This window comes from Hamadaea sp. NPDC050747 (genome assembly GCF_040654195.1).
Classification (GTDB): domain Bacteria; phylum Actinomycetota; class Actinomycetes; order Mycobacteriales; family Micromonosporaceae; genus Hamadaea.
Window position 1 is genome coordinate 316,933 of record NZ_JBFAHM010000003.1, and the last position, 25,785, is coordinate 342,717.

At 70.9% G+C, this 25,785-nt stretch carries 22 protein-coding genes; 11 read left to right on the top strand and 11 right to left on the bottom strand.

Annotated features, from left to right (window positions below):
• Window positions 1-18 precede the first annotated feature (18 nt).
• Complete coding sequence (locus tag AB0H43_RS07860; RefSeq protein ID WP_359998151.1) at window positions 19-990, top strand: stage II sporulation protein M; 972 nt, start codon at window positions 19-21, stop codon at window positions 988-990.
• 1 nt (window position 991) lies between these two features.
• On the opposite strand, the gene AB0H43_RS07865 is transcribed toward AB0H43_RS07860, so the two are convergent.
• The 5 genes from AB0H43_RS07865 to AB0H43_RS07885 are packed head-to-tail and all read right to left on the bottom strand — an operon-like array spanning window position 992 to window position 6,098.
• Window positions 992-2,305 (bottom strand): DUF58 domain-containing protein, encoded by a 1,314-nt coding sequence (locus AB0H43_RS07865; RefSeq protein WP_359998152.1) that lies wholly within the window; start codon window positions 2,303-2,305, stop codon window positions 992-994.
• Entirely contained in the window at window positions 2,302-3,282 is a 981-nt protein-coding gene (locus AB0H43_RS07870; protein WP_359998614.1) for a MoxR family ATPase, read from the bottom strand. Before AB0H43_RS07870 ends, AB0H43_RS07865 begins: the two co-directional genes overlap by 4 nt.
• 1 nt (window position 3,283) lies before the next feature.
• On the bottom strand, window positions 3,284-4,675 hold the full coding sequence (locus AB0H43_RS07875; RefSeq protein ID WP_359998154.1) for a DUF4350 domain-containing protein: 1,392 nt from the start codon (window positions 4,673-4,675) through the stop codon (window positions 3,284-3,286).
• The gene (locus AB0H43_RS07880; RefSeq protein ID WP_359998155.1) at window positions 4,672-5,295 is read right to left on the bottom strand and encodes a DUF4129 domain-containing protein; all 624 of its coding nucleotides are present in this window, start codon (window positions 5,293-5,295) and stop codon (window positions 4,672-4,674) included. Before AB0H43_RS07880 ends, AB0H43_RS07875 begins: the two co-directional genes overlap by 4 nt.
• Window positions 5,292-6,098 carry a hypothetical protein gene (locus tag AB0H43_RS07885; RefSeq protein ID WP_359998157.1) on the bottom strand — a complete coding sequence of 269 codons (807 nt, stop codon included), beginning with the start codon at window positions 6,096-6,098 and terminating at the stop codon, window positions 5,292-5,294. Before AB0H43_RS07885 ends, AB0H43_RS07880 begins: the two co-directional genes overlap by 4 nt.
• A gap of 143 nt (window positions 6,099-6,241) precedes the next feature.
• On the opposite strand from AB0H43_RS07885, the gene mtrA reads away from it, so the two are divergent.
• The 5 genes from mtrA to raiA all read left to right on the top strand — a co-directional run bounded on the left by mtrA (window position 6,242) and on the right by raiA (window position 12,171).
• Entirely contained in the window at window positions 6,242-6,931 is a 690-nt protein-coding gene (gene mtrA, locus AB0H43_RS07890) for an MtrAB system response regulator MtrA (RefSeq protein ID WP_253760207.1), read from the top strand.
• Window positions 6,932-7,027: 96 nt separating this feature from the next.
• The gene (gene mtrB / locus AB0H43_RS07895) at window positions 7,028-8,773 is read left to right on the top strand and encodes an MtrAB system histidine kinase MtrB (RefSeq protein ID WP_359998159.1); all 1,746 of its coding nucleotides are present in this window, start codon (window positions 7,028-7,030) and stop codon (window positions 8,771-8,773) included.
• A complete protein-coding gene (locus AB0H43_RS07900) occupies window positions 8,773-10,650 on the top strand; it encodes an LpqB family beta-propeller domain-containing protein (protein ID WP_359998161.1) in 1,878 nt (625 codons plus the stop codon). The genes mtrB and AB0H43_RS07900 overlap by 1 nt, the downstream gene beginning before the upstream one ends.
• A gap of 3 nt (window positions 10,651-10,653) precedes the next feature.
• Window positions 10,654-11,415, top strand: coding sequence for a phosphoribosyltransferase family protein (locus tag AB0H43_RS07905; protein WP_359998162.1), 762 nt, complete (start codon window positions 10,654-10,656; stop codon window positions 11,413-11,415).
• 153 nt (window positions 11,416-11,568) lie between these two features.
• The gene (gene raiA, locus AB0H43_RS07910; RefSeq protein ID WP_359998164.1) at window positions 11,569-12,171 is read left to right on the top strand and encodes a ribosome-associated translation inhibitor RaiA; all 603 of its coding nucleotides are present in this window, start codon (window positions 11,569-11,571) and stop codon (window positions 12,169-12,171) included.
• A gap of 109 nt (window positions 12,172-12,280) precedes the next feature.
• Here raiA and AB0H43_RS07915 read toward each other — a convergent pair whose 3' ends face one another.
• Window positions 12,281-13,390 carry a GNAT family N-acetyltransferase gene (locus AB0H43_RS07915; RefSeq protein WP_359998166.1) on the bottom strand — a complete coding sequence of 370 codons (1,110 nt, stop codon included), beginning with the start codon at window positions 13,388-13,390 and terminating at the stop codon, window positions 12,281-12,283.
• A complete protein-coding gene (locus tag AB0H43_RS07920) occupies window positions 13,387-13,983 on the bottom strand; it encodes a GNAT family protein (RefSeq protein WP_359998167.1) in 597 nt (198 codons plus the stop codon). Before AB0H43_RS07920 ends, AB0H43_RS07915 begins: the two co-directional genes overlap by 4 nt.
• Before the next feature lie 151 nt (window positions 13,984-14,134).
• Between AB0H43_RS07920 and secA the strand changes: the two genes are divergently transcribed.
• A complete protein-coding gene (secA, locus tag AB0H43_RS07925; protein WP_359998169.1) occupies window positions 14,135-16,978 on the top strand; it encodes a preprotein translocase subunit SecA in 2,844 nt (947 codons plus the stop codon).
• A gap of 48 nt (window positions 16,979-17,026) precedes the next feature.
• Here secA and AB0H43_RS07930 read toward each other — a convergent pair whose 3' ends face one another.
• Window positions 17,027-17,533, bottom strand: coding sequence for a hypothetical protein (locus AB0H43_RS07930; RefSeq protein WP_359998171.1), 507 nt, complete (start codon window positions 17,531-17,533; stop codon window positions 17,027-17,029).
• Between the two features lie 134 nt (window positions 17,534-17,667).
• Here AB0H43_RS07930 and AB0H43_RS07935 point away from each other — a divergent pair, with 134 nt between their 5' ends.
• Window positions 17,668-17,916 (top strand): helix-turn-helix domain-containing protein, encoded by a 249-nt coding sequence (locus AB0H43_RS07935; RefSeq protein ID WP_359998173.1) that lies wholly within the window; start codon window positions 17,668-17,670, stop codon window positions 17,914-17,916.
• A gap of 102 nt (window positions 17,917-18,018) precedes the next feature.
• Window positions 18,019-18,495, top strand: coding sequence for an Rv3235 family protein (locus AB0H43_RS07940; protein WP_359998175.1), 477 nt, complete (start codon window positions 18,019-18,021; stop codon window positions 18,493-18,495).
• 24 nt (window positions 18,496-18,519) lie between these two features.
• Here the strand turns inward: AB0H43_RS07940 and AB0H43_RS07945 are convergent, their stop codons facing one another.
• On the bottom strand, window positions 18,520-19,437 hold the full coding sequence (locus AB0H43_RS07945; RefSeq protein ID WP_359998176.1) for a hypothetical protein: 918 nt from the start codon (window positions 19,435-19,437) through the stop codon (window positions 18,520-18,522).
• A 161-nt stretch (window positions 19,438-19,598) separates the two neighbouring features.
• Between AB0H43_RS07945 and pruA the strand changes: the two genes are divergently transcribed.
• Window positions 19,599-21,227 carry an L-glutamate gamma-semialdehyde dehydrogenase gene (gene pruA, locus AB0H43_RS07950; RefSeq protein WP_359998616.1) on the top strand — a complete coding sequence of 543 codons (1,629 nt, stop codon included), beginning with the start codon at window positions 19,599-19,601 and terminating at the stop codon, window positions 21,225-21,227.
• A gap of 132 nt (window positions 21,228-21,359) precedes the next feature.
• Entirely contained in the window at window positions 21,360-23,591 is a 2,232-nt protein-coding gene (locus AB0H43_RS07955; protein ID WP_359998178.1) for a helicase-associated domain-containing protein, read from the top strand.
• Here AB0H43_RS07955 and AB0H43_RS07960 read toward each other — a convergent pair.
• Window positions 23,561-24,550: a BadF/BadG/BcrA/BcrD ATPase family protein gene (locus AB0H43_RS07960; protein ID WP_359998180.1), complete on the bottom strand. Its 990-nt coding sequence runs from the start codon at window positions 24,548-24,550 to the stop codon at window positions 23,561-23,563. The genes AB0H43_RS07955 and AB0H43_RS07960 overlap by 31 nt on opposite strands.
• Window positions 24,547-25,785 carry a 6-phospho-beta-glucosidase gene (locus tag AB0H43_RS07965; RefSeq protein WP_359998182.1) on the bottom strand — a complete coding sequence of 413 codons (1,239 nt, stop codon included), beginning with the start codon at window positions 25,783-25,785 and terminating at the stop codon, window positions 24,547-24,549. The genes AB0H43_RS07960 and AB0H43_RS07965 overlap by 4 nt, the downstream gene beginning before the upstream one ends.

A 25,785-nucleotide genomic window follows, 5' to 3' on the forward strand; every position in this document is an offset into this window, starting at 1 on the left:
CAAACTCGGGGAGGACAAGTGGATCTTGACGCGTTCGTCGCGGAGCACGCGGCCGAGTGGCGGCGACTGGAGGTGCTCAGCCGGCGGCGTCGGCTGTCCGCTCGGGAAGCCGACGAGCTCGTGGTGCTCTACCAGCGCGCCGCCACCCATCTGTCGGTCGTTCGCAGCAGGCTGCCCGATCCGTCGCTCGTCGCCCGGCTCTCCCGCCTGGTGCTCGCCGCGCGGGCGGCGGTGACCGGGGGCTCGGCGTTCTCCTGGCGTTCGGTCGGCCGGTTCTTCACCCACGGCTTCCCGTTGGTCGTCTACCGGTCCCGCCGCTGGTGGATCAGCGTCGCGCTGATCTTCGTCGCGGTGGCCGGGTTCTTCGGCTTCTGGTTCGGCACCCATCCCGAGGCGTTGGCCGTCCTCATGTCCGACGACACCGCCCAGGCGGTCGTGGACGACGAGTTCGAGAACTACTACAGCACTTACGCCGCACCGAACTTCGCGGCCCAGGTCTGGTCCAACAACGCCTGGGTCGGCGCGCAGTCGTTCGCCGGGGGCATCCTGTTGCTGCCGGCGGCGTACGTGCTCTTCCAGAACGCGCTGAATCTGGGCCTGATGGGCGGCCTCATGGTCAGCCGCGGCCGAGGCGACCTCTTCTTCGGGCTCATCGCACCGCACGGCCTCCTGGAGATGACCGCCATCTTTGTCGCGGCCGGACTCGGCCTGCGCATCGGCTGGTCCGCGATCGCCCCCGGGCCGGAGCTGAGCCGGGGCGCCGCCGTCGCCCAAGCCGCCCGAACGGGCATGGTCGGCGTCCTGGGGCTGGTGGCCGTGTTCGCCGTCGCCGCCTCGCTCGAAGCCTTCGTCACGCCGTCGCCGCTGCCGCTGATCGTCAAGGACGCGATCGGCGTCGTGGTGCTGCTCGGCTTCTTCGCGTACGTCACGATCCGGGGCCGGGCGGCCGAGGCGGAGTCCTTCGACGCCGACGTCGACACCGGTAGCTAGGTCAGAGCTTGCCGGTCGCCTTCAGCTCCAGGTACGCGTCGGTGACCCGGGACGGGAAGACGTCCGCCGCGGCGTCGAGGACGCGTACGCCGTGCCGGGTGAGCGAGCGGACGACGCGGTCGCGGTCCTCCTTCGCCCGCAGTCCGGCGACGCGACGGTAGACGGAGGTGGCGTCGGCCGGGGCCGTGGCGACCAGTTCGCTGATGATCGGGTCGTGGAGCGCGGCGACCAGCACGGTGTGCCGGGCGGCCAGCCGGGGCAGCACCGGCAGCAGTCCTTCGCCGAGCGCACCCGGTTCCAGCGCCGTGAACAGCACGATGAGGCTGCGTTTGCGTTCGGTCCGCAGCACCTCGCTGATGACCAGTTCGAAGTCCGTCTCGGCGGTCGCGGGGTGCAGTGGCGCCAGCGCGTCGACCAACCGGGGCAGCAGCGTACGCCCGGTCGACCGGGTCACCTGGGCGCGTACGCGTTCGTCGGCGGCGATGAGGTCCACCTGGTCGCCGGCGTGCTGGGCGACGGTGGCGAGCAGCAACGCCGCCTCGATCGCGTGCTCGATCCGGGGCTCGTCGCCGATGCGGACCGCGCTGGTACGCCCGGTGTCCAGGACGCAGACCACTCGGCGGGACCGCTCCGGCCGCCACGTACGCACCACCAGGTCACTGCGCCGGGCCGTCGCGCGCCAGTCGATCGATCGGACGTCGTCGCCGACGACGTACTCGCGCAGGGCGTCGAACTCCGTGCCCTGGCCGCGCCCGCGAACGGCGGTGGCCCCGTCGAGCGTACGCAGTTTGGCCAGCTTCTCCGGCAGGTGTTTGCGGGACTCGAACCGGGGCAGGACGCGTACCGTCCAAGGTGGAGTCATCGCATCCGCCCGCGCGTGGCGTACCTGTCGGAAGGCGAGGCCCAAGGGCCCGTAGGAGCGCAGTGTCACGCGGACCGCCGGGCGGTCACCGCGGCGCGTGGGCGTGACCACGGTCGTGACCGCCGCGGTGGCCTGGCCGGTCAGCTCGACCCGATGCGAGTAGGGCGTGGCGCCCGCAGACGGGGTCCACGCGTCGCGGACGTCGAGCCGGTACGCGTCCCCGGTCGGGTTGTGCAGGAGGAGCTGGACTTCGCCGGTCTCGCCGAGGCGCAAGACGGTCGTTCCCGCCCGGCTGAGCCGGATCGCGCCGGGATCGGCGGTGAGCAGCAGGTCCAGCAGGCACACGCCGGCCACCACGACGAGGACGCCGAGCAGGGCGAGCCAGGGCCAGGGCCAGATCCACACAGTGGCCAGTCCCAGCCCGAACAACAGCGCGGGCCGCCAGGTGATCATCGCGGCGTCGGCACTCCGGCGAGGACGGTGTCGAGCACCGCGTCCGGGGTGACGCCCTCCAGCTCGGCCTCGGGCCGCAACCGGAGCCGGTGCCGCAGGGTTGGCCGAGCCATGATCTTGACGTCGTCGGGGGTGACGTGGTCCCGGCCGGAGAGCCAGGCCCAGGCCTTGGCCGTGTTCATGAGACTCGTCGCACCACGCGGCGACGCGCCCAGCTCGACGCTCGGCGTCACGCGTGTGGCCCGGCACAGGTCGACGAGGTACGCCAGGACGCCGTCGGCCACGGTCACCTTGCGCACCGCGTCCCGCGCGCCGGCCAGGTCGGCCGCGCCTGCCACGGCGGTGAGCCCGGCGCCGCCGAGGTCGCGGGGATCGAATCCGAGGTGGTGATTGCGGACGACGCCCAGCTCCTCCTCACGCGTGGGCAGCGGCACGGTCAGCTTGAGCAGGAACCGGTCGAGCTGCGCCTCCGGGAGGGGATAGGTGCCCTCGTGCTCGATCGGGTTCTGGGTCGCCGCGACCAGAAAGGGGTCGGGCAGCTTTCGGGCGAGGCCGTCGACGGAGACCTGCCGTTCCTCCATGACCTCCATCATGGCGGCCTGCGTCTTGGGCGGCGTCCGGTTGATCTCGTCGGCGAGCAGCAGGTTGGTGAAGACCGGGCCCTCGCGGAACTGGAAGTTCGCGCCCCGCGGGTCGTAGATCAGCGAGCCGGTGACATCGCCGGGCATCAGGTCGGGGGTGAACTGCACCCGCTTGAAGTCCAGCGACAACGCCGCCGCGAACGACCGCACCAGCAGCGTCTTGGCCACTCCGGGCGGGCCTTCCAGCAGCACGTGCCCACCGCAGAGCAGCGCGATCGCCAGACCCGCGACGGTGCCGTCCTGCCCGACGACGGCCTTGCCGACCTCGCCGCGCAGCCTCGCGAAGGCGGCTCGGGCCGCGTCCACCGGGGCGGTGGCCGGTTCGGCGGTGTTCAGCTCAACCACGGTTCTCTCCTCGGGGTGGTGCGGTCACCAGGGCCAGCAGGGCGTCGAGCCGGGCGGCCAGCGCCACCAGCTCGGCGTCCTTCTTGGGCAGGTCGTCGGACAGGACGGCCAGGTAGTCGGCGGGATCGCCACCGTGGCGGGCGGCGATGGCGGCGGCCAGTTCCTCGGCCTCCGCGGTCGGCGGCAGGCCGACGGCGACCGCGATCTGCGGCCCGACGGTACGCCGGAGGGTCTGTACGCCGCTCAGCATGGCGCCGGCCCGTTGATAGAGCCGGGCCCGGCCGAGCACCGTCTCGGCTCCGCGTACGCGGAACGGCAGCGGCTCGGGGACGGGTGGGCCGAGGCGTCGGGCGGCCGCCACCGCGAGCAGCACGACGAGAACGGCCAAGCCGGCCAGGGTCGCCCAGAACCACGGTGGCAGGGCGTCGAACAGGGTCGGCGGATCGGGTTGGGACGCACTGCCTCCCGGCTGACCGGACGGCTCGCCGGAACTTTCGTCGGTCTCTCCCGATCCGGTTCCCGATCCGGAGCCCGAGCCTGAGCCCTGGCCGTCGCCGGATCCCTCGCCCTCACCGGACCCGTCTCCGCCCGGGGCCAGCGACGGCGGTACGCCGTCCGAGCCGGGCGTGGCGTTGGGGTCGACCTTCGGGCCGGGCTCGGTCTCGTGCACGTCGAGCCAGACGAGGCGCGGCTGCTGGCTGAGCAGGCCGAGGGCGAAGCCGAGATTGTCGTGCTCGGTGAGGCGGTCGTTGCGGAACGGCTCGGCCGAGCCCACCGCGATCACCTCGGCGAGCTGCCAGCGAACCTGCAGCACACCCTGCTCGTAGCAGGAGCGCCCCTCGTCATACGGGGCGTATGCCGAGTGCCGGACCGCGGCCGGCCCGGCCTGCTGCAGACCGGTGATCGGACAGCTCCCGGGCGGCACGGCGGCGGTCGCCCAGCGGCGGTCGACCTGTTCGAGCGGCGCGCCGGAGCGGGCCAGCACTCCGTTGCCCGGCTCCACCAGGACGACTCGGGTCGACGGCGGCATCGATCGCAGCATCCGCAGATAGTCGCGATGCATCAACGCGGGCACCGGAATCAGCAGAGTCGCATTCCCCTGGTACGCCGACAGGAGCGCGTCCGACGTACGGGTCTGTCGCTCCACGCGTACGCCACGCTCGACGAGCCGGTCGGCGAGGGTGGCCGAGCCGAGCGCGGCCGAACTGATCGGGGACAGGAAGTCCGGGTCGTCGGTGTCCGGTTCGTTGAGCGCGTGGAAGACCAGGGTCGCCACGATCAACGCCAGGACGACGCCGAACGGGACGGCGATCCGGTGCCAGCGACGCTTCCGCTTGGTCACCGGCTTCGCCGCTGCCGGAACCGGCTTCTCGAGAACGGTCATCGCGGCGCCACCAGAGTCTGGTGCACTTCGTCGGCCAGCGTCCGCATGCGTTCGTCGTGCGCGGAGGTGGCGGGGCGTTCGGCGTACCAGACCTCGCTGAACAGCGTCGTCGCCGACCGCAGCGACCCGTCGACCTGTGGCCGGGCCGATCCGGCCGCCTGGGCCAGTTCGGTCACCGTCCATCCCGGACGGTTGTCGATCACGCCGTGCTGCACGAGGTCGCGGACGGCCGATCGGTACCGCTCGCGCAGCGCCTCGGCGTACCGGCCCTCGGCGGCGAGCCGGTCGGCCAGCGTCTGGTAGACGGCGGGCGGCACCTCGGGCAGCTCCTCCTCGGACGCGATCAGCTCATCGATCTGCTGCTCGACGTTGACGGACTTCGTCTTGCGCTTGCGCCGCCACGGCCAGCGGAACTTGGGGCGCCGCCAGCGCCAGCGCCACTTGGGCCAGCGCAGCCGCCAGCGCCGCTTGTCGCCTCGGCGCCGCCGCGGCAGCCAGGCCGGGTAGAAGTACCAGAGCAGTGCGACCACAGCCGCCGTGACCAGCAGGATCAGCAGGATCAGCGGCAGCGACAGCCAGTCGCTCAGCAGGGCGACGAACTCCGTCCAGCTCCGGCTCACCGGGCCACCACCAGGTGCTGAGGCGTCAGGGCGTCCGGCACCCGGGTCAGCGCGATGTCCAGACCCTCGGTCCGGATCCGCGTCTCCAGGTGCAGGACCGCGTCCAGACTCGCGAGGTTCGCGTACGCGACGGTGTTGACGAGCGCGAAACAGGCCGCGGTGGCCCACAGCCCGTCGGCCCCGACGAGGCCGAGCGCGCTCGCTGCGCCGAACCCGAACCCGAGGCGCAGCAACAGCCAGGCGAAATACCCCACCAGGCGGACCGCGGCCGCGCGGGCGCCCACTCGCAGGACCATCTTGACGCCCCGGCCCACTGCCCGCAGTGGTCCGACTCCGTCGATCACGAGCGCCGCGACGGCCAGTCCGAACAAGGGGTACGCCGGAAGCCATCCCAGGGGCAGCAGAGTGAGAGCGCAGGTCACCACGAAGGTCAGGAGCACGAGGAACGCGGCGGAGCCGATGCGGCGCAGCCGGAGCAGGTCCCGGGCCCGAACCGGGACGCCGGCGGCGGCCGCCGCGACCGCCCGAGCCGCCGGTACGCCGAGGAACGCGATGACGGCCGCCTCCATGCCGGTGCCGAGGGCGACCCCGAGCCAGGCCGGGCCGACGATGTCGCCGATCCACGGGAAGGTCGAGCCGTCGAAGAAGGCCACCCGGATCCACACCATCGCCAGCTGCTCCAGGACGGCCAGCGCGAAGGCGACCGGCAACAGCGCCCGGCCGGCGCCGCGGGTCACCTCCATGGCGGCGTCCAGAAGCTCGCCCACGGTCAACGGGCGAAGAGGCAGGGAGGGGGAGCGCACGGCGGACATCGTGGCACGATGGCGCCAGTCGTGGGGGTCCGCGCTCTATTTCTGGGTGAAATGCCGGAAATATCGATCGGCCGATGCGGAAGATCCGCCCGGCGGCTGCGGGATTGGCACGCCAGGGTGCAATATTGGACGCCATGAGACCCCGGGTCCTGGTAGTCGACGACGATCCCGCGCTCGCCGAGATGCTCGGCATCGTGTTGCGCAGCGAGGGATTCCTGCCCGCCTTCGTAGCCGACGGCGAGCGGGCGCTTGCCGCGTTCCGCGAGGCCAGGCCCGACATCGTGCTGTTGGACCTGATGCTGCCGGGCATGAGCGGCATCGACGTGTGCCGCGCGATCCGGGCCGAATCGGGGATCCCGATCGTGATGCTGACCGCCAAGAGCGACACCGTCGACGTGGTGCTCGGCCTCGAATCCGGCGCCGACGACTACGTCGTCAAGCCATTCAAGCCGAAGGAGCTGGTCGCGCGAGTACGGGCGCGGCTGCGCCGGGGTGAGGACTCGGCGCCCGAGCTGCTCACCATCGGGCCGCCCGGGAACCAGATCACCATCGATGTCCCGGCGCACACCGTCACCCGGGACGGCGAAGAGGTCAAGCTGACTCCACTGGAGTTCGACCTGCTGGTGGCGCTCGCCCGGAAGCCGCGCCAGGTCTTCACCCGCGAGGTGCTGCTGGAGCAGGTCTGGGGTTATCGGCACGCCGCCGACACCCGCCTGGTCAACGTGCATGTGCAGCGGCTGCGGGCCAAGATCGAGCCCGATCCGGAGCGACCGGAGATCATCCTCACCGTCCGCGGCGTGGGTTACAAGGCCGGAACAAGCTGAAAGTCCGGTTCCACCCCTTGATCGCGCCAGCTACGCGAAGATTCACCCAAATGTCCAGGTGGCTCGGCGCGGAAACGGAACTAGGCTGGGTGCCCCATGGACAACCCCTCGACCGTGACCGAGTCCAGCCCGGCCCAGCAGGTGCGCCGGGCCGTCGTCGTGGCCGTCAAACGGGCGCTGCGCGCGGCCGGGCCGGCCGGTCGGCGGACGGCGAGAGCCCTGACGGCGGCCCATCGGGTTTGGCGTCGGTCGCTGCAGCTGCGGATGGGGTTGATCACCCTCGTCCTGTCCGGCTCGCTGGTGGCCGGATTCGGGCTCCTCGTCGCCGACCGGAACACCACGGCCCAGCTCGACGGCGTCCGGCAGGCCACCCGTGAGCAGCTGCGCCTCGGCGCCGAGTACGCCCGCGACCAGTTGTCCAACTACCCGTATCGGGGCACCGCGGCCGACCGGCAGATCACCGCGATCGTGAACCAGCTGAAGATCACGCCCGAGCAGGGGGGCGGCGTGGTCATCGCCCTGCTGGACGACACCGGCGAGGCCGCCAACGCCGTCTATCCGGACAAGGCCTCGGTCGGCACCGCGATCAGTCCCGGGCTGCGCCGCGAGGTGGCGGTCAACCACAAGGTCGCCAGTCAGATCGTCTCGGCCGACATCGGCCAGAACGGCACCCGCACCTACCTCGTCTACGGCACCCCGGTGCCCACGGGCTGGGGTTACCTGCAGCTCTACTACTTCCAGCCCATGGACAACGCCGAGAGCATCACCAGCGACTTCCGGACGTCGATGGCGTTGCTCGGCGTCCTGCTGGTGGCCTTGCTCGTCCTGGTCGTCATGCTGGTGACCCGGCTGGTCGTGAACCCCATCCGGATCGCGGCGCGGACCGCGCAGCGGCTGTCGGCCGGACTGCTCGACCAGCGGATGGAAGTCCGCGGCGAGGACGACCTGGCCATGCTGGCGTCCTCGTTCAACCAGATGGCCGCCAGCCTTCAGCGCCAGATCGTGCGCCTGGAAGAGATGTCCCGGCTGCAGCGTCGCTTCACCTCCGACGTCTCCCACGAGCTGCGTACGCCGCTGACCACGGTGCGGATGGCCGCCGACCTGATCCACAGTGAACGCGACACCTTCGATCCCGCGGTCGCCCGCAGCGCCGAGCTGCTCCAGCACGAGCTCGACCGGTTCGAGAACCTGCTCAGCGACCTGCTGGAGATCAGCCGGTTCGACGCGGGATTCGCCATGCTCGACGCCGAGCCGACCGACCTCGGCCCGATCGTCCGGCGCGTGGTCGACCGCCTGGAATCGGTCGCCGAGCGGGCCGGAGTCGAGGTGGAGATCGTCGTGCCCGAGACGCCGGTCATCGCCGAAGTGGACCCGCGCCGGATCGAACGGGTGCTCCGCAACCTGGTCGGCAACGCGGTCGAGCACGCCGAAGGCCGGCCGGTCCTGGTCGCCCTCGGCATCGACGAGCAGGCCGCCGCCGTCACGGTGCGCGACCACGGCATCGGGCTCAAGCCCGGCGAGGAGAAGCTGGTCTTCAACCGCTTCTGGCGGGCCGACCCGTCCCGGGCCCGGCAGACCGGCGGCACCGGACTCGGCCTGTCGATCGCGCTGGAAGACGCCCGGCTGCACGGTGGCTGGCTGGAGGCCTGGGGAGAGCCCGGCAACGGCGCGCAGTTCCGGCTCACCGTGCCGGTGCGCGCGGGCGACCGACTGACCTCGTCGCCGCTGCCGCTGATGCCCTCGGCCGACGCCGCCGTCGCCGGGCTGCTCGACGTCGTCACACCGCAGCCGCCGTCCCCGGCGGAGCCGACCACCCCCGCTCACCCCGCCGGAGTCGCCTGATGGATCGCCGTACCCTGCTGCGCCTGGCCGGGCTGGGCGCGGTCACCGGCGGACTGAGCGCGTGCGGGATCGCCTCGCACGACGGCATCGTCGTGGACGGCGCCGGTCCGGCTCCGGTCGGTGCGGCGAGCGGTACGCCGGTACGGCGACCCACCTGGAGCCCCGGACTGGACGAGAAGGCGCTCATCCGGGACTTCTTCTACCAGCCGGCCGGCGACGACGGACCGGAGCCGGCCCGCGCGCGGTGCCGGAACTACCTCGGCGGCGAGATGCGGTCGACCTGGAAGCCGGGCAACGAGATCACCGTCGTCTGGCTGGATCAGGAGCAGTTCGACGCCGCGAGCCCGATCAGCAGGGACGACTCGGTCGTGGTTCGGGTCGAGTTCTACGCGCTCGGGCGGCTGACCGCCAAGGGCCTCACGGCGCTGCCGACGACCCAGCTGATCACCGCGGACTTCTGGGTGACGCCGCGTTCGAAGAACGGCAACGACAAGGTCATCACGAAGATCGAGTACAAGTCGGGCGACACCGGGGACATCAAGAACACCATGCTGTTGTCCTCGTTCGCGCTCTCGCAGCTCTACGACTACCGGACGCTGTACTTCTTCTCGGCGACCGCGACCAAGGAACTCGTCCCCGACGCCCGCTACGTCTACAAGTCACCCGACGGGCCGTTGCACCGGAAGACCGTCGAGCTGCTGGCCGCGGGGCCGTCCGACTGGCTGGCCGACATCGTCACCCAGCCCTTGGACATGAAGCTCAAGGACAGTCCGACCACCGACGACGGCAAGATCGTCGTCAACCTCAGCCAGTTCGACATCAAGGACCCCGATCTCTTCGATCCCTTGGTCGCGCAGCTGAGCTGGGCCCTGCTGCCCGAGGTCAAGACGATCACGACGCGCGACGCGTCTCCGATCCAGATCAAGGTCGAGAGCGTCGTCAAGGCGGATGCCGGCAAGCCGTACAAGTCCTACAACGCGGCGGCGGCGCGGCATTCGGCCAACCGGCTGTTCGCGGTGGCCGACGGGAAAGTGCGCCGGATCCGTCTCCGTGAGGACGTCGATCCCGCGGTCACCTTCCTCGACGGCACTACGCCCAACCAGAACCAGGGCATCGAATGGGCCGCCTGCCTGGCCTCCAAGAACGCCCCGGAGGACATCGGCGCGCTCGCCGTCGTGCGGATCGAGAACGGCCGACCGAAGCTCATCACCTACCCGAGGACGGACTCCTCTTCGGAGGGACGGCAGATCAGATTCGGTTCGCAGCCGGAGAAGATCCTCCGGCCGATCTTCGTCGACCGCGAGAACCTGCTGGCCGTCGCGGACGGTGCGCTCTACCACGTGCGGACCACCGTCGACACCGGCCCGCAGCGGATCGTGATTCCGGGCATCTCGGGTCCGATCACAGCTTTCGCACTGTCGCCAGAGGGCCGCCGACTGGCGGTGATCGCCGCCGACCGGCTGTTCTTGGTTGCGCTGAACCGGGAGCTCGAGGGCGACAAGATCAGCGCGGCGGACATCCGCCGAGTGCCGACCGTGCCGACCAACCTCACCGGTGTGGGGTTCACTGGTGAGGCCTGGCTGGCCATCTCGGGCCTTCACCGGGGCAACGCGGCCATCATCATGGAGATCTCGCTGGACGGTGGCCTCATCGGCCGGTCCGGCGGGCAGTTCTGGCTGACGTATCGAAATTTTCCGTCGATCACCTCGCTCATGGCGTACCCGGACAATCCGGATCCCGAGCGTGGCGGCGGGGTCGGCCGCGTCGTCTACACCGCGAACAACAGCGCGTACGAGACGAACACGATCTCCCTCTCGGCAGATGTGATCGGGCCGAAGCCCGAGGGCAAAGTGATCAACCCCTTCTTCCTGGAGTGACGCATGCGGGCGTACGAGGCATTGGCGGACCTGATCCTCCCCACCTCGTGCGCCGGGTGTGGTGCTGGCGGAGTCGCGCTGCGTAGTGGAGTCTGCGGCGACTGCGTCGCGACCGTAGCTGCGATGCGACCGCACGAGACCCGGCCCACGCCCGCGCCGCCCGGGTTGCCGCTGTGCGTCACCCTCGGCCCGTACGCCGACCCGCTGAGCTCGATGATCGTCAGCTACAAGGACCGGGGCCGGCATCGGCTGGCCAAGCCGCTCGGTGCGCTGCTCGGGGCGGTGGTGGCCGAGGTCGCGGCCGGTCGGCCGGTGCTGCTCGTCCCGGTGCCCGACACGCCGGGCGCGGCCCGGGAACGACACGGCGATCACATGGCCCGGCTGACCCGGGTGGCCGCCCGGCGACTGCGCGCTGCCGGGACGGCCGCCGTGGTCGCGTACCCCTTGAAAGCGATGCCCCGCGCGGACTCGGCGCATCTGTCCGCCTCGGACCGGGCGAGAACCGCGCAGAGCGCGTTCGCGGTACGCGACGCGCGAGTGAAAAGTTTGCGCGCAGCCGCCCGCGGCCGGTTGATCTTTTTGGTGGACGACGTGCTCACGACGGGATCGACGCTCGCCGTCGTCTCCGAGCGGCTGGCGGAGGTGGATGTCGAGGTCGCGGCGGGGGTGACATTGGCGGCTACCGAACTACGGCGAGAATCGGCCGAATCATGGGGTATGGGAGGTGCCGACCCCAACGGGCGAATCCCAGTAAAACGGTCTTGAGACAAGGGATGACGAGAAGGCGACGAACAGCTAGCGTCAGAGGCCAGAGCAGTTCCACCCGAGAGGGTGAGGGACCAGCGGGAGGGGTTTAGAGCACATCGCCCCGAGCGCGACGCCGGGGCGCCACCACAGGTAGACCGTGGGAGGTCAGGCGTGGACATCGTCGTCAAGGGACGCAACGTCGAGGTGCCCGATCACTACCGGGTGCATGTCGCCGACAAGCTGAGCAAGGTCGAGCGATATGACCAGAAGATCCAGCGAATCGATGTCGAACTATTCCACGAGCGCAATCCGCGGCAGGCGGAGCGCTGCCAGCATGTCGAGATCACTTGTGTGAGCCGGGGGCCGGTCGTGCGGGCCGAGGCGATCTCGGGGGACTTCTACAGCGCGCTGGACCTCGCGAGCACCAAGCTGGAGCAGCGCCTGCGCCGGGCGGCCGACCGCCGCCGCGTGCATCGCGGGCGCCGGGCGCCGGTCTCGGTCGCCGCCGCGACCGCCGGGCTCGGTTTCGTCGAGCCGCCGCCGCTGGAGTCCGCCGTCCTCGACGGCGCCGCCGAGCAGCAGGACGACGAGCCGTGGCACATCGTGCGTGAGAAGGAGTTCTCGTCCGAGCCGATGACGATCGACGACGCCCTCTACCAGATGGAGCTGATCGGGCACGACTTCTTCCTGTTCCACGACAAGGAATCGGGCCGGCCGAGCGTCGTCTACCGGCGTAAGGCCTACGACTACGGCGTGATCACGCTCGCGCCCTAGCTCCACCTCTCCGCCGCTCGCACCCCCACCACGTTGATCATGGAGTTGACCGTGGTGTCGCCGGTGTGTCGCGACGGGAACTCCATGATCAACGCGGTGGGGCGGCCGTTCACGGCAGGCGAACCCATTGGATGTCGTCGAGCCGGGTGCCGTCCGGGCCGGGCAAGCGGTGACGCATGAGCGCCTCCCGCTCGAAGCCGGCCCGCTCCAGCACCTTCTGCGACGCGACGTTCCGCGGATCCGTCCCCGCGATGACCCGGGCCACGCCGGCCTGCTCGAACGCCCAGCGGGCGACCAGGTCGGCGGCCCGCGTCGCGAAGCCGCGACCCCGGAACTCCCGGCGCAGGCTGTAGCCGATCATGCCCTCCTGCAGCCCGCGCATGAAGTAGTAGAAGCCGATGTCCCCGGCGAACTCGCCGGTCGCGGCGTCCAGGATGGTCATGTCGGCGCGGTCCCCGGCCAGCCACAGAGAACCCACCCGGGCCGCCTTGGCCGTCAAATTCGCCAGCGTCAGCTCGCTGTCGCCAAAGTTCGTTTCGGCCACCTCGGGCAGGCTGAACAGCGCCATCAGGTCGTCCGCGTCCTGCGTACGCTGCGGCCGCAGGGTCACGACCCCGTCGGTGAGCTGCCCGCCCGGCAACGGCGGCAGTCCCGGCGGGACCGGATCGCCGCTGTCGGACGCGAGGCGTACGAAGGTGACCAGGTCGTGCCGTCCGCCGTCGCGGGCGGGGGCGGCCGACCGGCGTACGCCTTCCCGCCGGAAGCCCGCCGCCAGCGCCACCTTCTGGGAACCGACGTTCTCCCATTCGGTGCAGAGTTCGATCCGGGCCAGCCCGGCCTCGAACGCGCCGGCTGCCAGCGCGCGTACGGCGGTGGTGGCGACGCCTTTGCCACGAGCCCAGGGAGCCACCCAGTAGCCGGTCTCGGCCTGTGCCCGGTCGGCCTGCGCCCGCTGGAGGCTCACCGCGCCGAGGAGATCACCCGTACGCCGATCGGTGGCGACGAAGCGTACGCCGCCCGCCGCGGCCAGCTGGGCGTTGCTCTCCGGGCTCGCCCAGTCCTCGGCGAACTCGGCGGTCATGGGCATCGGCACGTTGGGCAGGAAGCGCACGGCTTCGGGGTCGTCGAGCGCCCGGGCGACGTCGGGGGCGTCGGCCGCCCGGGGACGGCGGAGGACAAGATCGCCGGCCTCGAGGACCTCCGGATAGGCGAACGTCACGCGAGAACCTCCACCGTCGTGCCGTCGGCCAGGTCGGCCGGGAGGAGCGAGGCGATCCACTCGTCGACCCGGCGCCCGTCCTTGCTCCCGTACGCCCGCAGCGTCCCCTCGAAGGTGAAGCCGGCCTTCTCGGCGACCCGGCGGCTCGCGACGTTGCCGACGTGGGCCTTCCACTCGACCCGTTCGAGTCCCAGGTGCAGCAGCCCGTACGCGGCCGCCGTCCGGAGCGCGGCGGTCATGTACCCCTTGCCCCGGGCGGCCGGTCCGGTGAGGAAGCCGACGTCGGCGATCTGCGGGTCGGCCAGCACGCGGAGGTCGATCTGCCCGGCGTACGCCCCGTCGGCGTCCGCGATCACCCAGGCGGCGCCCTTCGCTCCGGCCCACCAGCCGGGGGCGTAGCCGGTGATGAAGCCGATCGCGCGGTCGCGGTCATAGCCGGGGGTCAGCGTGGTCCACCGCTGGCTCTCGGGGTCGGTGCAGGCGGTGAGAATGGCGTCCACGTCGCGCATCTCGGCCGCCCGTAACATGATCTTCTCGCCGCGGTCGGTGATCGCGCCGAGCACCGGTTGCGGCTGGTCGTAGGGGCTGCTCATGGGTCGAGTCTGCCAGCTCGGGCAAGCGGATAAGTGTGTGCCCAGACGCGAGGTTTATGCCGCTTTAGGGGCACCCGGCCGGGCGGGGGTGGGTGAACGGCGAAACTCCGCCTAGGATGGGTCGGCAGACCATCTAGGGGAGCGCTGACCCGTGTCGATTTTTGAGAAGATCCTCCGCGCCGGCGAGGGTCGCATGGTGCGCCGCCTTCAGGCGATCGCGACCGCCGTCAACTCGATCGAGGAGAATTACACCGACCTCACCGACGACGAGCTGCGCGAGCTGACGGTCCAGTACCGGGAGCGACTGGCCGACGGGGAGACCCTCGACGACCTGCTGCCGGAGGCATTCGCCACGGTTCGCGAGGCCGCCCGCCGGGTCCTGCACAAGCGGCACTACGACGTGCAGATCATGGGTGGGGCCGCCCTGCACTTCGGCAACATCGCCGAGATGAAGACCGGTGAGGGCAAGACGCAGACCGCGCTGCTCCCGGCATACCTGAACGCCCTGTCCGGCAAGGGCGTGCACATCATCACCGTGAACGACTACCTCGCTCAGCGGGACGCCGAGTGGATGGGGCGGGTGCACCGCTTCCTCGGCCTGACCGTCGGCGTGATCCTGCCGAACCGGCCGGCCGCCGAGCACCGCGCGGCGTACGAGTGCGACATCACCTACGGCACGAACAACGAGTTCGGCTTCGACTACCTGCGCGACAACATGGCCTGGTCGCAGGACGAACTGGTGCAGCGCGGCCACAACTTCGCGATCGTGGACGAGGTCGACTCGATCCTGATCGATGAGGCGCGGACGCCGCTGATCATCTCCGGCCCGGCCGAGCAGTCGGCCCGGTGGTACCAGGAGTTCTCCAAGGTCGTCGCCCGGCTGGAGCGCGGCGTCGACGGCGAGGGCGACTACGAGGTCGACGAGTCCAAGCGCACCGTCGCGATCACCGAGCGCGGCATCGGCCGCGTCGAGGACCGCCTCGGCATCGACAACCTCTACGAGTCGGTGAACACCCCGCTGGTCGGTTACCTCAACAACGCGATCAAGGCCAAGGAGCTCTACAAGCGCGACAAGGACTACATCGTCAACGACGGCGAGGTCCTGATCGTCGACGAGTTCACCGGCCGCATCCTGCACGGGCGCCGCTACAACGAGGGCATGCACCAGGCGATCGAGGCGAAGGAAAACGTCGAGATCAAGCAGGAGAACCAGACCCTCGCGACGATCACCCTGCAGAACTACTTCCGCCTCTACGAGAAGCTCTCCGGCATGACCGGTACGGCGCAGACCGAGGCGGCCGAGTTCAACAAGGTCTACAACGTCGGCGTGGTCTCCATCCCGACCCACCGCCCGATGATCCGCAAGGACCAGCCCGACGTCATCTACAAGTCGGAGAAGGCGAAGTTCGAGGCGGTCGTCGAGGACATCGCCGAGCGGCACGACAAGGGCCAGCCGGTCCTGGTCGGCACGGTCTCGGTCGAGAACTCCGAGATCCTCTCCCAGATGCTGCGCCGGCGGGGTGTGCCGCACTCGGTCCTGAACGCGAAGTACCACGCGAAGGAAGCCGAGATCGTCGCCCAGGCCGGTCGCCGGGGCGCGGTCACGGTCGCCACCAACATGGCCGGTCGAGGCACCGACGTCCTGCTCGGCGGCAACCCCGAGTTCCTCGCCGCGGCCGAGCTGCGCCAGCGCGGCCTGACCGAGGAGGAGCACGGGGACGAGTACCTCAAGGCCCTGGAGGAGATCCTCCCGGTCTGGGAGGAGACCTGTGCCGCGGAGGCCGAGGAGGTCGCCGCCGCCGGTGGTCTCTACGTCCTCGGCACCGAGCGGCACGAGTCCCGCCGCATCGACAACCAGCTCCGTGGCCGGTCCGGTCGTCAGGGCGACCCGGGCGAGTCCCGGTTCTACCTGTCGCTCCAGGACGAGCTGATGCGCCGGTTCCGGTCGGGTGCGGTCGAGGCGGTCATGGACCGGCTGGGCCTGCCCGACGACGTGCCGATCGAGTCCAAGATGGTCAGCCGTCAGATCAAGGGCGCGCAGACCCAGATCGAGGCGCAGAACGCCGAGATCCGCAAGAACGTCCTCAAGTACGACGAGGTCATGAACAAGCAGCGCCAGGTGGTCTACGCCGAGCGCAAGCGCGTCCTCGACGGCGAGGACCTGAACGACCAGGTCCGCAACATGCTCGACGACGTCGTGACCGGCTACGTCCAGGGCGCCACCGCCGAGGGCTACGCCGACGACTGGGACCTCGACCAGCTCTGGTCCAGCCTCAAGCAGCTGTACCCGGTCGGGATCACCGTCGACGAGCTGGTGGAGGAGTCGGGCGGCGAGAAGTCCAACCTCGACCCCGACTTCATGCTCGAGCAGCTCAAGGCGGACGTCCACGAGGCGTACGACAAGCGCGAGGAGCAGCTCGGCACCGAGGCGCTGCGGGAGCTGGAGCGCCAGGTCCTGCTGGCCGTCATCGACCGGAAGTGGCGCGAGCACCTCTACGAGATGGACTACCTCCAGGAAGGTGTCGGTCTGCGGGCGTACGCCCAGCGCGACCCGCTGGTGGAGTACCAGCGCGAGGGCTTCGACATGTTCGCCCAGATGATGGAGGGCATCAAGGAGGAGGCGGTCGGCTTCCTCTTCAACCTCGAGGTCCAGGTGCAGGAGGAGCAGCCGGCCGCGGCCGAGCCCGTGCAGCCCGGCCTTGCGGTGCCGATGCCCGAGTCGAACGTCGAGATCAAGGCCAAGGGCCTCGGCGGCAGCTCGCAGCCCCGGAACCTCAGCTACACCTCCCCGTCCGAAGGCGGCGGGACCAAGGTGGAGCAGGCGCCGGCGCTCGGCCTCGGGACGGCCGCGGCCGCGGGACGCAAGCCGTCACCGCGAGGTGGCGCGCGGGCTCAGGCCGTTTCGGGTGACTCCGTGGTCGCCACGTCGCGCAACGCGCCGTGCCCGTGCGGCAGCGGCAAGAAGTACAAGCGCTGCCACGGCGCGGCTTCCTGATCGAACGCCGAACAACCCCGCTCCACTTCGGAGCGGGGTCGTTTCGCGTCACTGGTCCAGGACGTCGGCCAATTCGCTGGGGGCGTACCAGAGCAGTTCGTGATCCTCGGCGCTGTCCACAGTGAACTGAGCGTCCGGATCGCCGGCGGCCGCCTGATCGACGACCTCGGCGGCCGCCGCGACGGCGGACTCGGCGTCGGCGTCGTCCACGTGGATCGCGGCCACGTCGGTGAGCCGCACCGCCGCCGAGACCTGGATCGCGCTGGAGCCGAGCTCGCCGTCCTGCTGCCGGACCGCGCCGGCGGCCACGTCGGCCGAGACCACCACCCGGCGGCGGGCCGCCGCGGCGTCCGCGTGCAGCAGCCGGAGGGCGTCCTGGGCCGCGCGGGTGAACGCGACGTACTCCAGCTCCTCCTCATCGCCTTCCACATACCACTCGCGCAGCGCCGGTGTGACGGCGTGCGCCGCCACCGGCGCCACCTCCCCGGCCGTGCGCGCCTCGGCGAGCATCGGCAGCGTCGCCGCCAGGTAGACCCGGACCTTGCCCTCGGCCACCCTGCCTCCTCCACGTCGTCTGTTGCACCCCGCTCTTCATACACCTCGCCGCCGCGCGTCGCGGGCACGACCGGCTTGCATCCTTACCGTCGCGTGGCAAACTTAGGCAAACGCAGGCTGGTGAGGTCTTCCGGATGGAACAACGCCGTTTCCTCGAACTGAACGACGTGGCCGAGGAGCTGAACATCTCCTTCGCCCAGGTCTACGCGCTCGTGCGGCGAGGGGACCTGCCCGCGATCAAGATCGGTGGGCGCGGTCAGTGGCGCGTGGAGCGCGCCAAGCTCGAAGACTTCATCTCCAGGATGTACGCGGAGACCGCCGATTTCATCCGCGACAATCCATTTGTGGGCGGCGATCTACCGGAGCTTGACAAACCGCGCTAGTCTGTCTACACCACATCGTGGTAAAGGCAAACCGAGGCAAACTGAGGGAACTCGCGAAGTGAGGAACTCGGTCGCCGACTCAAGCGAAACGGAGGGTCTGCGATGACTTCCGTGCACCGGCTGCTCCCGGCACCGGCCCACGAGCCACCCTGCGCGGACGAGATCGCACCCGCGACGGTCGCCATCGCCGCGCCCGAGGAGGCGCTGCCCCTGGCCGCGCTCGTCGGCGCCTCTGGAGTCTGCCAGACCGCCGCCCGTCGTTTCCTGATGCTCTGCCTCGAGGTGTGCCAGGGCTTCCGGCCCAGCGCCCAGCTGGCCCGGATCTGCCGTCCGGCCGAAGCCGTGCAGATCACCGAGGAGATCTCCCGCCTGGCCAAGCGCGTCGGCGAGCTGCGCCCGCGTAACGCCGCCCGGGGTGCCGCCGTGAAGCCCCGCCGCCTGCGCGTCTGCGAGCCGCGTCCGGGCATCGGCGAGGCCGCGGTGGTACTCAACGCGCACGGCACGGTGATCGCCTTCGCCTTCCGCATCGAGCGGCAGGACGACGGGGCCTGGCTGGCGACCGCCGCCGTCCTTCTCTGATCCGCCCCGCCTGGTCCGCAGGCCTCAGGCGGCCGGCTTCTTGATGGTCCGGCCGTAGAGAATCAGCGCTGCCAGCGCACCGATGAAGAAGACCACGAGTGCCTGGTTCGTGCGGTTGCCGTTGCCCCAGCCGAAGAGGACCTTGTCGTAGTCGCTGAACGCGGTCGTCAGGTCGATCAGGCGGGCCGCACCGACGCGCGTGAAGATCTCCGCCAGGCCGATGATCAGCCCCGGTAGCGCTCCGGCGAAGGCGTACGCCGCGAAGACGAGCCGGTTGTCCTTGACCCGGATCGGGCCGCCTCGGCGCAGCAGGATGAAGGCCACGATCCCGGCGACGAGGCCCTGGACGAGCGCTTCCGTCATGCCGATGTAGCCCGAGGCGCTGTAGCGGGCGGCGACCGTGCCGTCGTCGCCGAACAGCTTGAGCAGCGGCTCGGAGAAGTGGCCGACGAGGTAACCCAGGACGATGACGGGCAGCGTCGCGGTCAGCCCGGCTTGCAGCATCCTGGCCGGCCGGAGGGTGCCGATGCCCCCGCCCAGGAGAGCCGCGACGCCGATCGCGGCGGCCACCGCCGTCTCCAGCCCGCGCTGCAGCCCGTAGCCGAGGAGAACTGTGCCGAACGCGAGGGCGCCGACGACCAGGCCGGTCCCGAAGCCCGCGAGGATCCGCGTACGCGTCCGGGCGATCCCGAGGGTCACCGCGAAGCCGGCGGCGATCCCGGCGAACAGCGCCGCCTGCACGAGGGCCGGGAGCGAGAGGGCTGCCGTGCTCAGGGCGACGTCGCCGGAGCTGCCGTGCAGCGTCCCGCGCGCGACCGCGAGGGTGACCGCGAGCCAGACCAGGCCGACGGCGGCGATCGCCGTGGGTACGCCGGTCTTGATCGCGGGGGTGTCCTGCGCGCTCGAAGCGGGGGCACGGTCGGCGATACCGGTCTTGGTCATGGAATCTCCTTGATGAGGGGCGGCCCAAGCGTATCGACCCGGGCTGGGAGAGACGGATGGCGGTTGTCACACGGGGATCCGGGACCCGATGTCAGGAACGAACGGGCATGCAAGGATGTATGCGAGACCTTGCCACCGCAGCCAACGTCTGGGAGCACACCATGGATGCCCTGTTCGTCACGCCGGAACCCCGGAACGAACCGGTACGCGACTACGCCCCCGGCAGCCCCGAACGGGCCGCCCTCGAAGGCCGGCTGGCCGAACTGGCCGCCGACCGCGTAGACCTGACGATGACCGTCGACGGGCAGCAGCGTATGGCGGGCGGCGAGGCCATCGAGGTCGTCCAGCCGCACAAGCATGCGCACGTGCTGGGAGTCACCCACAATGCGACTAACGCCGACGCGGTGGCGGCGGTGACGGCGGCGAAGAAGGCCGCCCCCATGTGGCGGGAACTTCCCTTCGAAGACCGCGCCGGGATCTTCCTGAAGGCGGCGGAGCTGCTGGCCGGACCCTGGCGCAGCACGCTCAACGCGGCGACGATGCTCGGCCAGTCGAAGACGGCCTACCAGGCCGAGATCGACTCGGCCTGCGAGCTGATCGACTTCCTGCGGTTCAACGTCCACTTCGGGCACAAGCTCCTCGGTGAGCAGCCGAACTCGTCGGCCGGAATCTGGAACCGCTTCGACCACCGCCCGCTCGAGGGCTTCGTCTACGCCGTGACGCCGTTCAACTTCACCGCGATCGCGGGCAACCTGCCGATGTCGCCGGCGCTGATGGGCAACACGGTGGTCTGGAAGCCCGCCCACACCCAGCAGTTCGCCGCCCACTACATCATGCGCCTGTTCGAGGCGGCCGGCCTGCCGCCCGGCGTGATCAACATGGTGACCGGCGACGGGATCGCCGTCTCCGACGTGACGCTCAGCGACCCCGATCTGGCCGGCATCCACTTCACCGGCTCGACCCGGGTGTTCCAGCACCTGTGGCGGACGGTCGGCGAGAACATCGAGAAGTACCGGTCCTACCCGCGGATCGTCGGCGAGACCGGCGGCAAGGACTTCGTCGTGGCGCACCCGAGCGCCGACCCGAAGGCGCTGGTCACGGCCCTCGTCCGGGGGGCCTTCGAATACCAGGGGCAGAAGTGCTCGGCGGCGTCGCGGGCCTACGTGCCGCGGTCGCTGTGGGAGGCGGGCGTACGCGACGAAGTGGCCGCCACCGCCGACGCGTTGACCTATGGCGACGTCACCGACCTGAGCAACTTCGGCGGCGCCGTGATCGACGCGCGGGCCTTCGCCAAGCACAAGAACGTGCTGGAGCTGGTGGGCAAGGACGACGCGTGCACCGTCATCGCCGGTGGCACCTGCGACGACAGCGTCGGCTACTTCGTGCGGCCGACTGTCGTGGAGTGCAGCGACCCGGCGCACGAGATCTTCACGACCGAGTACTTCGGCCCGATCTTGGCGGTCTACGTCTACGACGACGCCGACTTCGAGGCGACCGTACGCCAGGCCGAGAACGTCGCGCCCTACGCGCTCACGGGTTCGATCTTCGCGACCGACCGCCGGGTGATCGAGTGGGCCTCGAAGGAGCTGCGGTTCGCCGCGGGCAACTTCTACATCAACGACAAGCCGACCGGCGCGGTCGTCGGGCAGCAGCCGTTCGGCGGCGCCCGGGCGTCGGGCACCAACGACAAGGCGGGGTCCTGGCAGAACCTCGTGCGGTGGATGTCGCCCCGCACGATCAAGGAGACGTTCGTCCCGCCGACGGACTACCGCTATCCCCACATGGGGTGACCTCTGGCGTCGCCTCCTCGGGGCTACGCTGAGCGATCGCGCAGGTCCGCCGGGGTGACGTCACCCCCGATGTTGTCCACAGCCCTCGCCGGGCGATTGACCGGCGAGGGCTGTGCCGTGAAAGTGAGCGGCGTGACCGATGACGTTCTGCTGCACTGGCTCACGGAGATGGATCGCGACCGGCTGGCCGGGCTGCTGCGGGGCCGGCCGGGGCTGCTCGGACTCGATCCGTCGGGCGTGGTGGCCTCGCTGGCGGAGTTGGCCGGCCGGCTGACCGAACCCGAGTCGGCGAGCGAGGCGCTATCCGGCATGCCGACGCCCGTGCTGCAGGTGGCGGAGGCGGCGGCCGTGCTGGGTCCCGGGCCGGTCGCCCGCGACCGGCTGACGACGCTACTCGGGCTGGCCGACGACGACCCCGGGCTGGCCACGGCACTGGAGCGGTTGGAGCAGATCGGCGTACTGGTGCCGGCCGGCGGCGTGCTGCTGGCCCCGGCCGACCTGCGACTGGTGTTCCGGGAGCCGTTGCGGCTCGGCCCGCCCGCCGCCGAGGTGCTGCATCCGCTCACCGCAGCGCAGCTGACCGCCGTCGCGCACGCGCTCGGGTTGCCGTCCGCCCGGCGTACGCGGGCCGAGACGATGGCGTCGCTGCTGGACTTCTTCGGTGATCCCGACCGGATCCGGGCGCTCGTCGAGCAAGCGCCGGAGGCGACGAAGCTCCTCCTCGAAGGCATCGCCGTCCGTGGGGTGCACCCGCCCTACGGGGTGCTGCTCGACGCGTACGCCTCGGCGGCCCGCGAGGTCATCTGGGCGGAGGAGCGTGGGCTGCTGTCCCGGCGGCACGGCTGGGGTTACGCCCTGCAGATGCCGTCGGAGGTCGGGCTGGCCCTACGGGGACCGGACTATCAGGCGCCCTTCTCGGCCGAACCGCCGTTGGTGCCCACTGTGGAGGTTCCGGCCGGATTGGCCGAGCGGGAGAGCGCTGCCGCGCTGACCGCCGCGGTCGGCCACGTGATCGGCGTCGTCGACGCCTGCGATCAGCATCCCGTGGCCCTGCTCAAGGCGGGCGGCGTCGGCGTACGCGAGGTGCGGCGGCTCGCCAAACGCCTGGACGTCCCGGAGCAGGAGGCGCGGCTGTGGCTGGAGATCGCCGGGGAGCTGGGCCTGATCCTCGCCATGGACGCCGCTGAGACCGCCGTCCTCGTCACGGAGGAGTTCGACGCCTTCCGCACGTTGCCGCCGGCCGAGCAGGCCGACCGTATCGTGCACGCCTGGCTGACCGTCGGGGCCCTGCCGACCTGGGTGCCGCCGGAAGGCAAGCAGGAGCCGCCGCTGTCCTATTTCGCCGGTGGTCCGTTGCCGGCTCTGCGGCTGACCGTTCTCGGGGTCGCCGCGCAGACCCTCGTCGGCGTGGACGGCGAGCCCCGAGGGCTATCCGAATTCGCCGACCTGGCCGGTGCGGTGCGGTGGTTCGCTCCCGTGCTCGCGACCGACCTCGCCGAGGGCGTACTCGAGTCGCTGTGGTCGGAGGCGCGGTCGCTCGGCCTCGTCGCCCACAACGCCCCGACGTCGGTGGGGCTGGCCGTCCTGGCGGCGGCGGAGCCCGACTGCCCGGTCCGGGTGGCCGCGGAGCGGTTGTTGAGCCCGGCCAGCGCGGCCGGGATCTTCCAGGCCGATCTGACGGTCGTGGTCCCGGGCAGCCCGTCGGCGGCCCTGGCCGATCTGCTCGACGCCACCGCCGACCGCGAAGGCCGGGGTGCGGCGTCGGTCTGGCGGTTCAGCGCCGGGTCGGTGCGGCGGGCGTTGGACGGCGGGATGAGCCCGGCGGAGCTGGAGAAGGCGTTGGCGGAGGTGTCCCAGTCCGGTGAGCTGCCACAGCCGCTGCGCTACCTGATCGGCGATCTGGCGCGCCGGCACGGCGCGGTGCGCGTACGCGCGGCGGGCTGCGTCATCCGGTCGGCCGACGACGCGTTGCTGGCCGAGGTGGCGGCGACGACCCGGCTGCGGGACCTGGGCCTCTGGCAGCCCGCAGCGGGCGTTCTCATCTCGTCGGTGGCGGCCGACGAGACGTTGCGGCGGTTGCGTGAGGCTGGGTTCGCCCCGGTGGAGGAAGGGCTGCACGGCGAGGTCATGGTGAGTCACCGCGCCGTACGCCGCGCCACCGCCCCGGAGCGGATGGCCGCCGCCGCGCTGGAGTTGCCGGAGATGGCGAGCTGGAGCCTGGCCGATCCGGAGGAGCTGGCGGAACGGTTGCTGACCCAACCGCCCACCGGCTCCGCCGAGGGCCATCGGCATCAGGCGCGCCGTCCCCAGGCGGACGATCTGGCCGAGATCGCCTACCTGGAGCGGCTGTTCAAGATGGAGTGACGGGCGGCCGCCTTGGCCTGCGGAGGTGCGCCCAGCGCGTCCAGCCCCAGCAGGACCGCACCCGTCACCGGGGGCGCGTCCAGCACAACCGGCCGGGCGCGCGGCACCTCCTGGGCCAGCCCCGCCACGACGGCGTCGTGCAGCAGCGGATGCCGAGCTCGGAGGACGCCGCCGCCCAGGACCACGTCGACCGGCCGATTGCGCAGCCGGAGCCGACCGGCCGCGACCGAGGCCAGCGACACGATTTCGTCGGCCTGACGCTGCACCACGCAGGCCGCGACGCCGTCGCCGGCGGCTGCGACCTCGAACAGGATCGGGGTCAGCTCGGCGAGCCGATCGCCCGGGATGTCGCCGAAGTGCAGGGCGATCCCGACATCCTCCACTGTGGGTAGTCCGTAGTGCGCTGCGATGGCCGCTGTCAGCGCGGTGCCCGGACCTCGGCCGTCCTCGCCGCGTACGGCGTGCCACAGGGCGAGCTGGGCCAGGTGATGGCCGCCGCCCCAGTCGCCGGTGACCACGCCCAGCGCCGGAAACCGGGCGTACGCCCCGGCTTCGGTGCGGCCGAGGCAGTTGATCCCGGCCCCGCAGACCACGGCGATGGCGTCGGGATTGTCGGTGCCCGCCCGCAGCAGGGCGAACAGGTCGTTGTCGACCCGGTGGTCGAGCGCCCAGCCCGCCTCGCCGACGGCCGCCGTCAATGTGGCGACCTCGATCGGCAGGTCGGCCCCGGCCAGATAGATCTCCGCCCGGTCGAGCGGAACCTCCGGGCCGAGTCCGGCCTCTTTGCGTACGCGGTGGATCAGGTCGCCCAGCAACGCGATCGTCCCCGGTACGCCGATGTTGTGCGGGGACGACGTCGTGCCGCGTACCGCCGCGAGGACGGCGCCGTCCCCGTCGGCGAGGACGACGTCGGTCTTCGAGTTGCCGCCGTCGATCGCGACCAGGATCGGCGCGCTCACGCGTGGATCCACGGGAGGTACGCGCTGTTCGCCGCGAGCAGCCGATCGGTGAGCTGGTCGGCGAGGTCGTGCTGGCCGACGAGCGGATGCGCCAGCAGTGCGTGGTAGACCCGGCTGCGTCCACCATGGACGGCAGCCTCGACGGCCAGCTCCTCGTACGCGCTGACGTGCGAGATGAGCCCGCGCTGCGACGGTTCGAGCCAGCCACGCGGGTCGGGCGCGGGACCGGCCGGGGTCACCGGCGCGGTCACCTCGACGACGGCCTCGTCCGGCAGGAACGGCAGTGTTCCCCGGTTGCGGACGTTGACGGAATGAAACCCCGGTACGCCGTGCAGCGAGCTCAGCAGCCCGAGGGCGGCCTCGGAGTAGAACGCGCCACCCCGTTTGGCCAGCAGCTCCGGCTTTGTGACGAGCGCCGGGTCGGCGTACATGGCGAGCAGTTCGCGCTCGATCTCGGCGACCGCCTGGCCGCGGGTCTGCGCGCCGCGCTCCTTCGCCACCTCCTCGTCGTGGTGGTAGAAGTACCGCAGGTAGTAGGACGGGATCGCCCGCTGTGCCGTGATCACCTCGGTGGGAAAGTCGACGTCGAGCTTCTCGTCGAGCATCCCGGGCAGCACGTCGACCCCGTCGATGTGAACGGCCCGCTCCCAGGTCAGGTGGTTCAGGCCGACGTGGTCCAGGCGTACCGCGTCCGGGTCGACGGCGTACTGGGCGGCGATCCGGCGCTGGAGGCCGATGGCGACGTTGCACAGGCCGACCGCACGGTGGCCGGCGTCGAGCAGCGCCCGCGTCATGATGCCCACCGGGTTGGTGAAGTTGACGATCCACGCGCCGGGCCGGGCCAGCCGCCGGGCTTGTTCCGCGACGTCGAGGACCACCGGCACGGTACGCAACGCCTTCGCCAGCCCGCCCGCGCCGGTGGTCTCCTGGCCGACGCATCCGCACTCCAGCGGGAAGGTCTCGTCGCTGGTCCGGGCGGCCTGACCGCCAACGCGGAGCTGGATGAGCACCGCGTCGGCGTCGCTGAGCCCGGCGACCGGATCGCTCGTCCACGTCACCCGGCCCGGATGGCCCAGGTGGGCGAAGATGCGCGCGGCGAACGCGCCCACCACGTCGAGCCGGTCCGCGGCCGGGTCGACAAGCGCCAGTTCGGTGACGGGCAGCCCGATCCGGGCCACCCCGTCGACCAGCTCCGGGGTATAGGTCGATCCTCCGCCGACCACTGCGATCTTCAT

Excerpts from the sequence above, each read along its gene's own strand:
- AB0H43_RS07920 (WP_359998167.1), bottom strand. The coding sequence starts at position 13,983 with ATGAGCAGCCCCTACGACCAGCCGCAACCGGTGCTCGGCGCGATCACC.
- pruA (WP_359998616.1), top strand. The coding sequence starts at position 19,599 with ATGGATGCCCTGTTCGTCACGCCGGAACCCCGGAACGAACCGGTACGC.
- AB0H43_RS07945 (WP_359998176.1), bottom strand. The coding sequence starts at position 19,437 with ATGACCAAGACCGGTATCGCCGACCGTGCCCCCGCTTCGAGCGCGCAG.
- mtrB (WP_359998159.1), top strand. The coding sequence starts at position 7,028 with ATGGACAACCCCTCGACCGTGACCGAGTCCAGCCCGGCCCAGCAGGTG.
- AB0H43_RS07935 (WP_359998173.1), top strand. The coding sequence starts at position 17,668 with ATGGAACAACGCCGTTTCCTCGAACTGAACGACGTGGCCGAGGAGCTG.
- AB0H43_RS07905 (WP_359998162.1), top strand. The coding sequence starts at position 10,654 with ATGCGGGCGTACGAGGCATTGGCGGACCTGATCCTCCCCACCTCGTGC.
- AB0H43_RS07900 (WP_359998161.1), top strand. The coding sequence starts at position 8,773 with ATGGATCGCCGTACCCTGCTGCGCCTGGCCGGGCTGGGCGCGGTCACC.
- AB0H43_RS07940 (WP_359998175.1), top strand. The coding sequence starts at position 18,019 with ATGACTTCCGTGCACCGGCTGCTCCCGGCACCGGCCCACGAGCCACCC.
- AB0H43_RS07965 (WP_359998182.1), bottom strand. The coding sequence starts at position 25,785 with ATGAAGATCGCAGTGGTCGGCGGAGGATCGACCTATACCCCGGAGCTG.
- AB0H43_RS07865 (WP_359998152.1), bottom strand. The coding sequence starts at position 2,305 with ATGATCACCTGGCGGCCCGCGCTGTTGTTCGGGCTGGGACTGGCCACT.
- AB0H43_RS07875 (WP_359998154.1), bottom strand. The coding sequence starts at position 4,675 with ATGACCGTTCTCGAGAAGCCGGTTCCGGCAGCGGCGAAGCCGGTGACC.
- mtrA (WP_253760207.1), top strand. The coding sequence starts at position 6,242 with ATGAGACCCCGGGTCCTGGTAGTCGACGACGATCCCGCGCTCGCCGAG.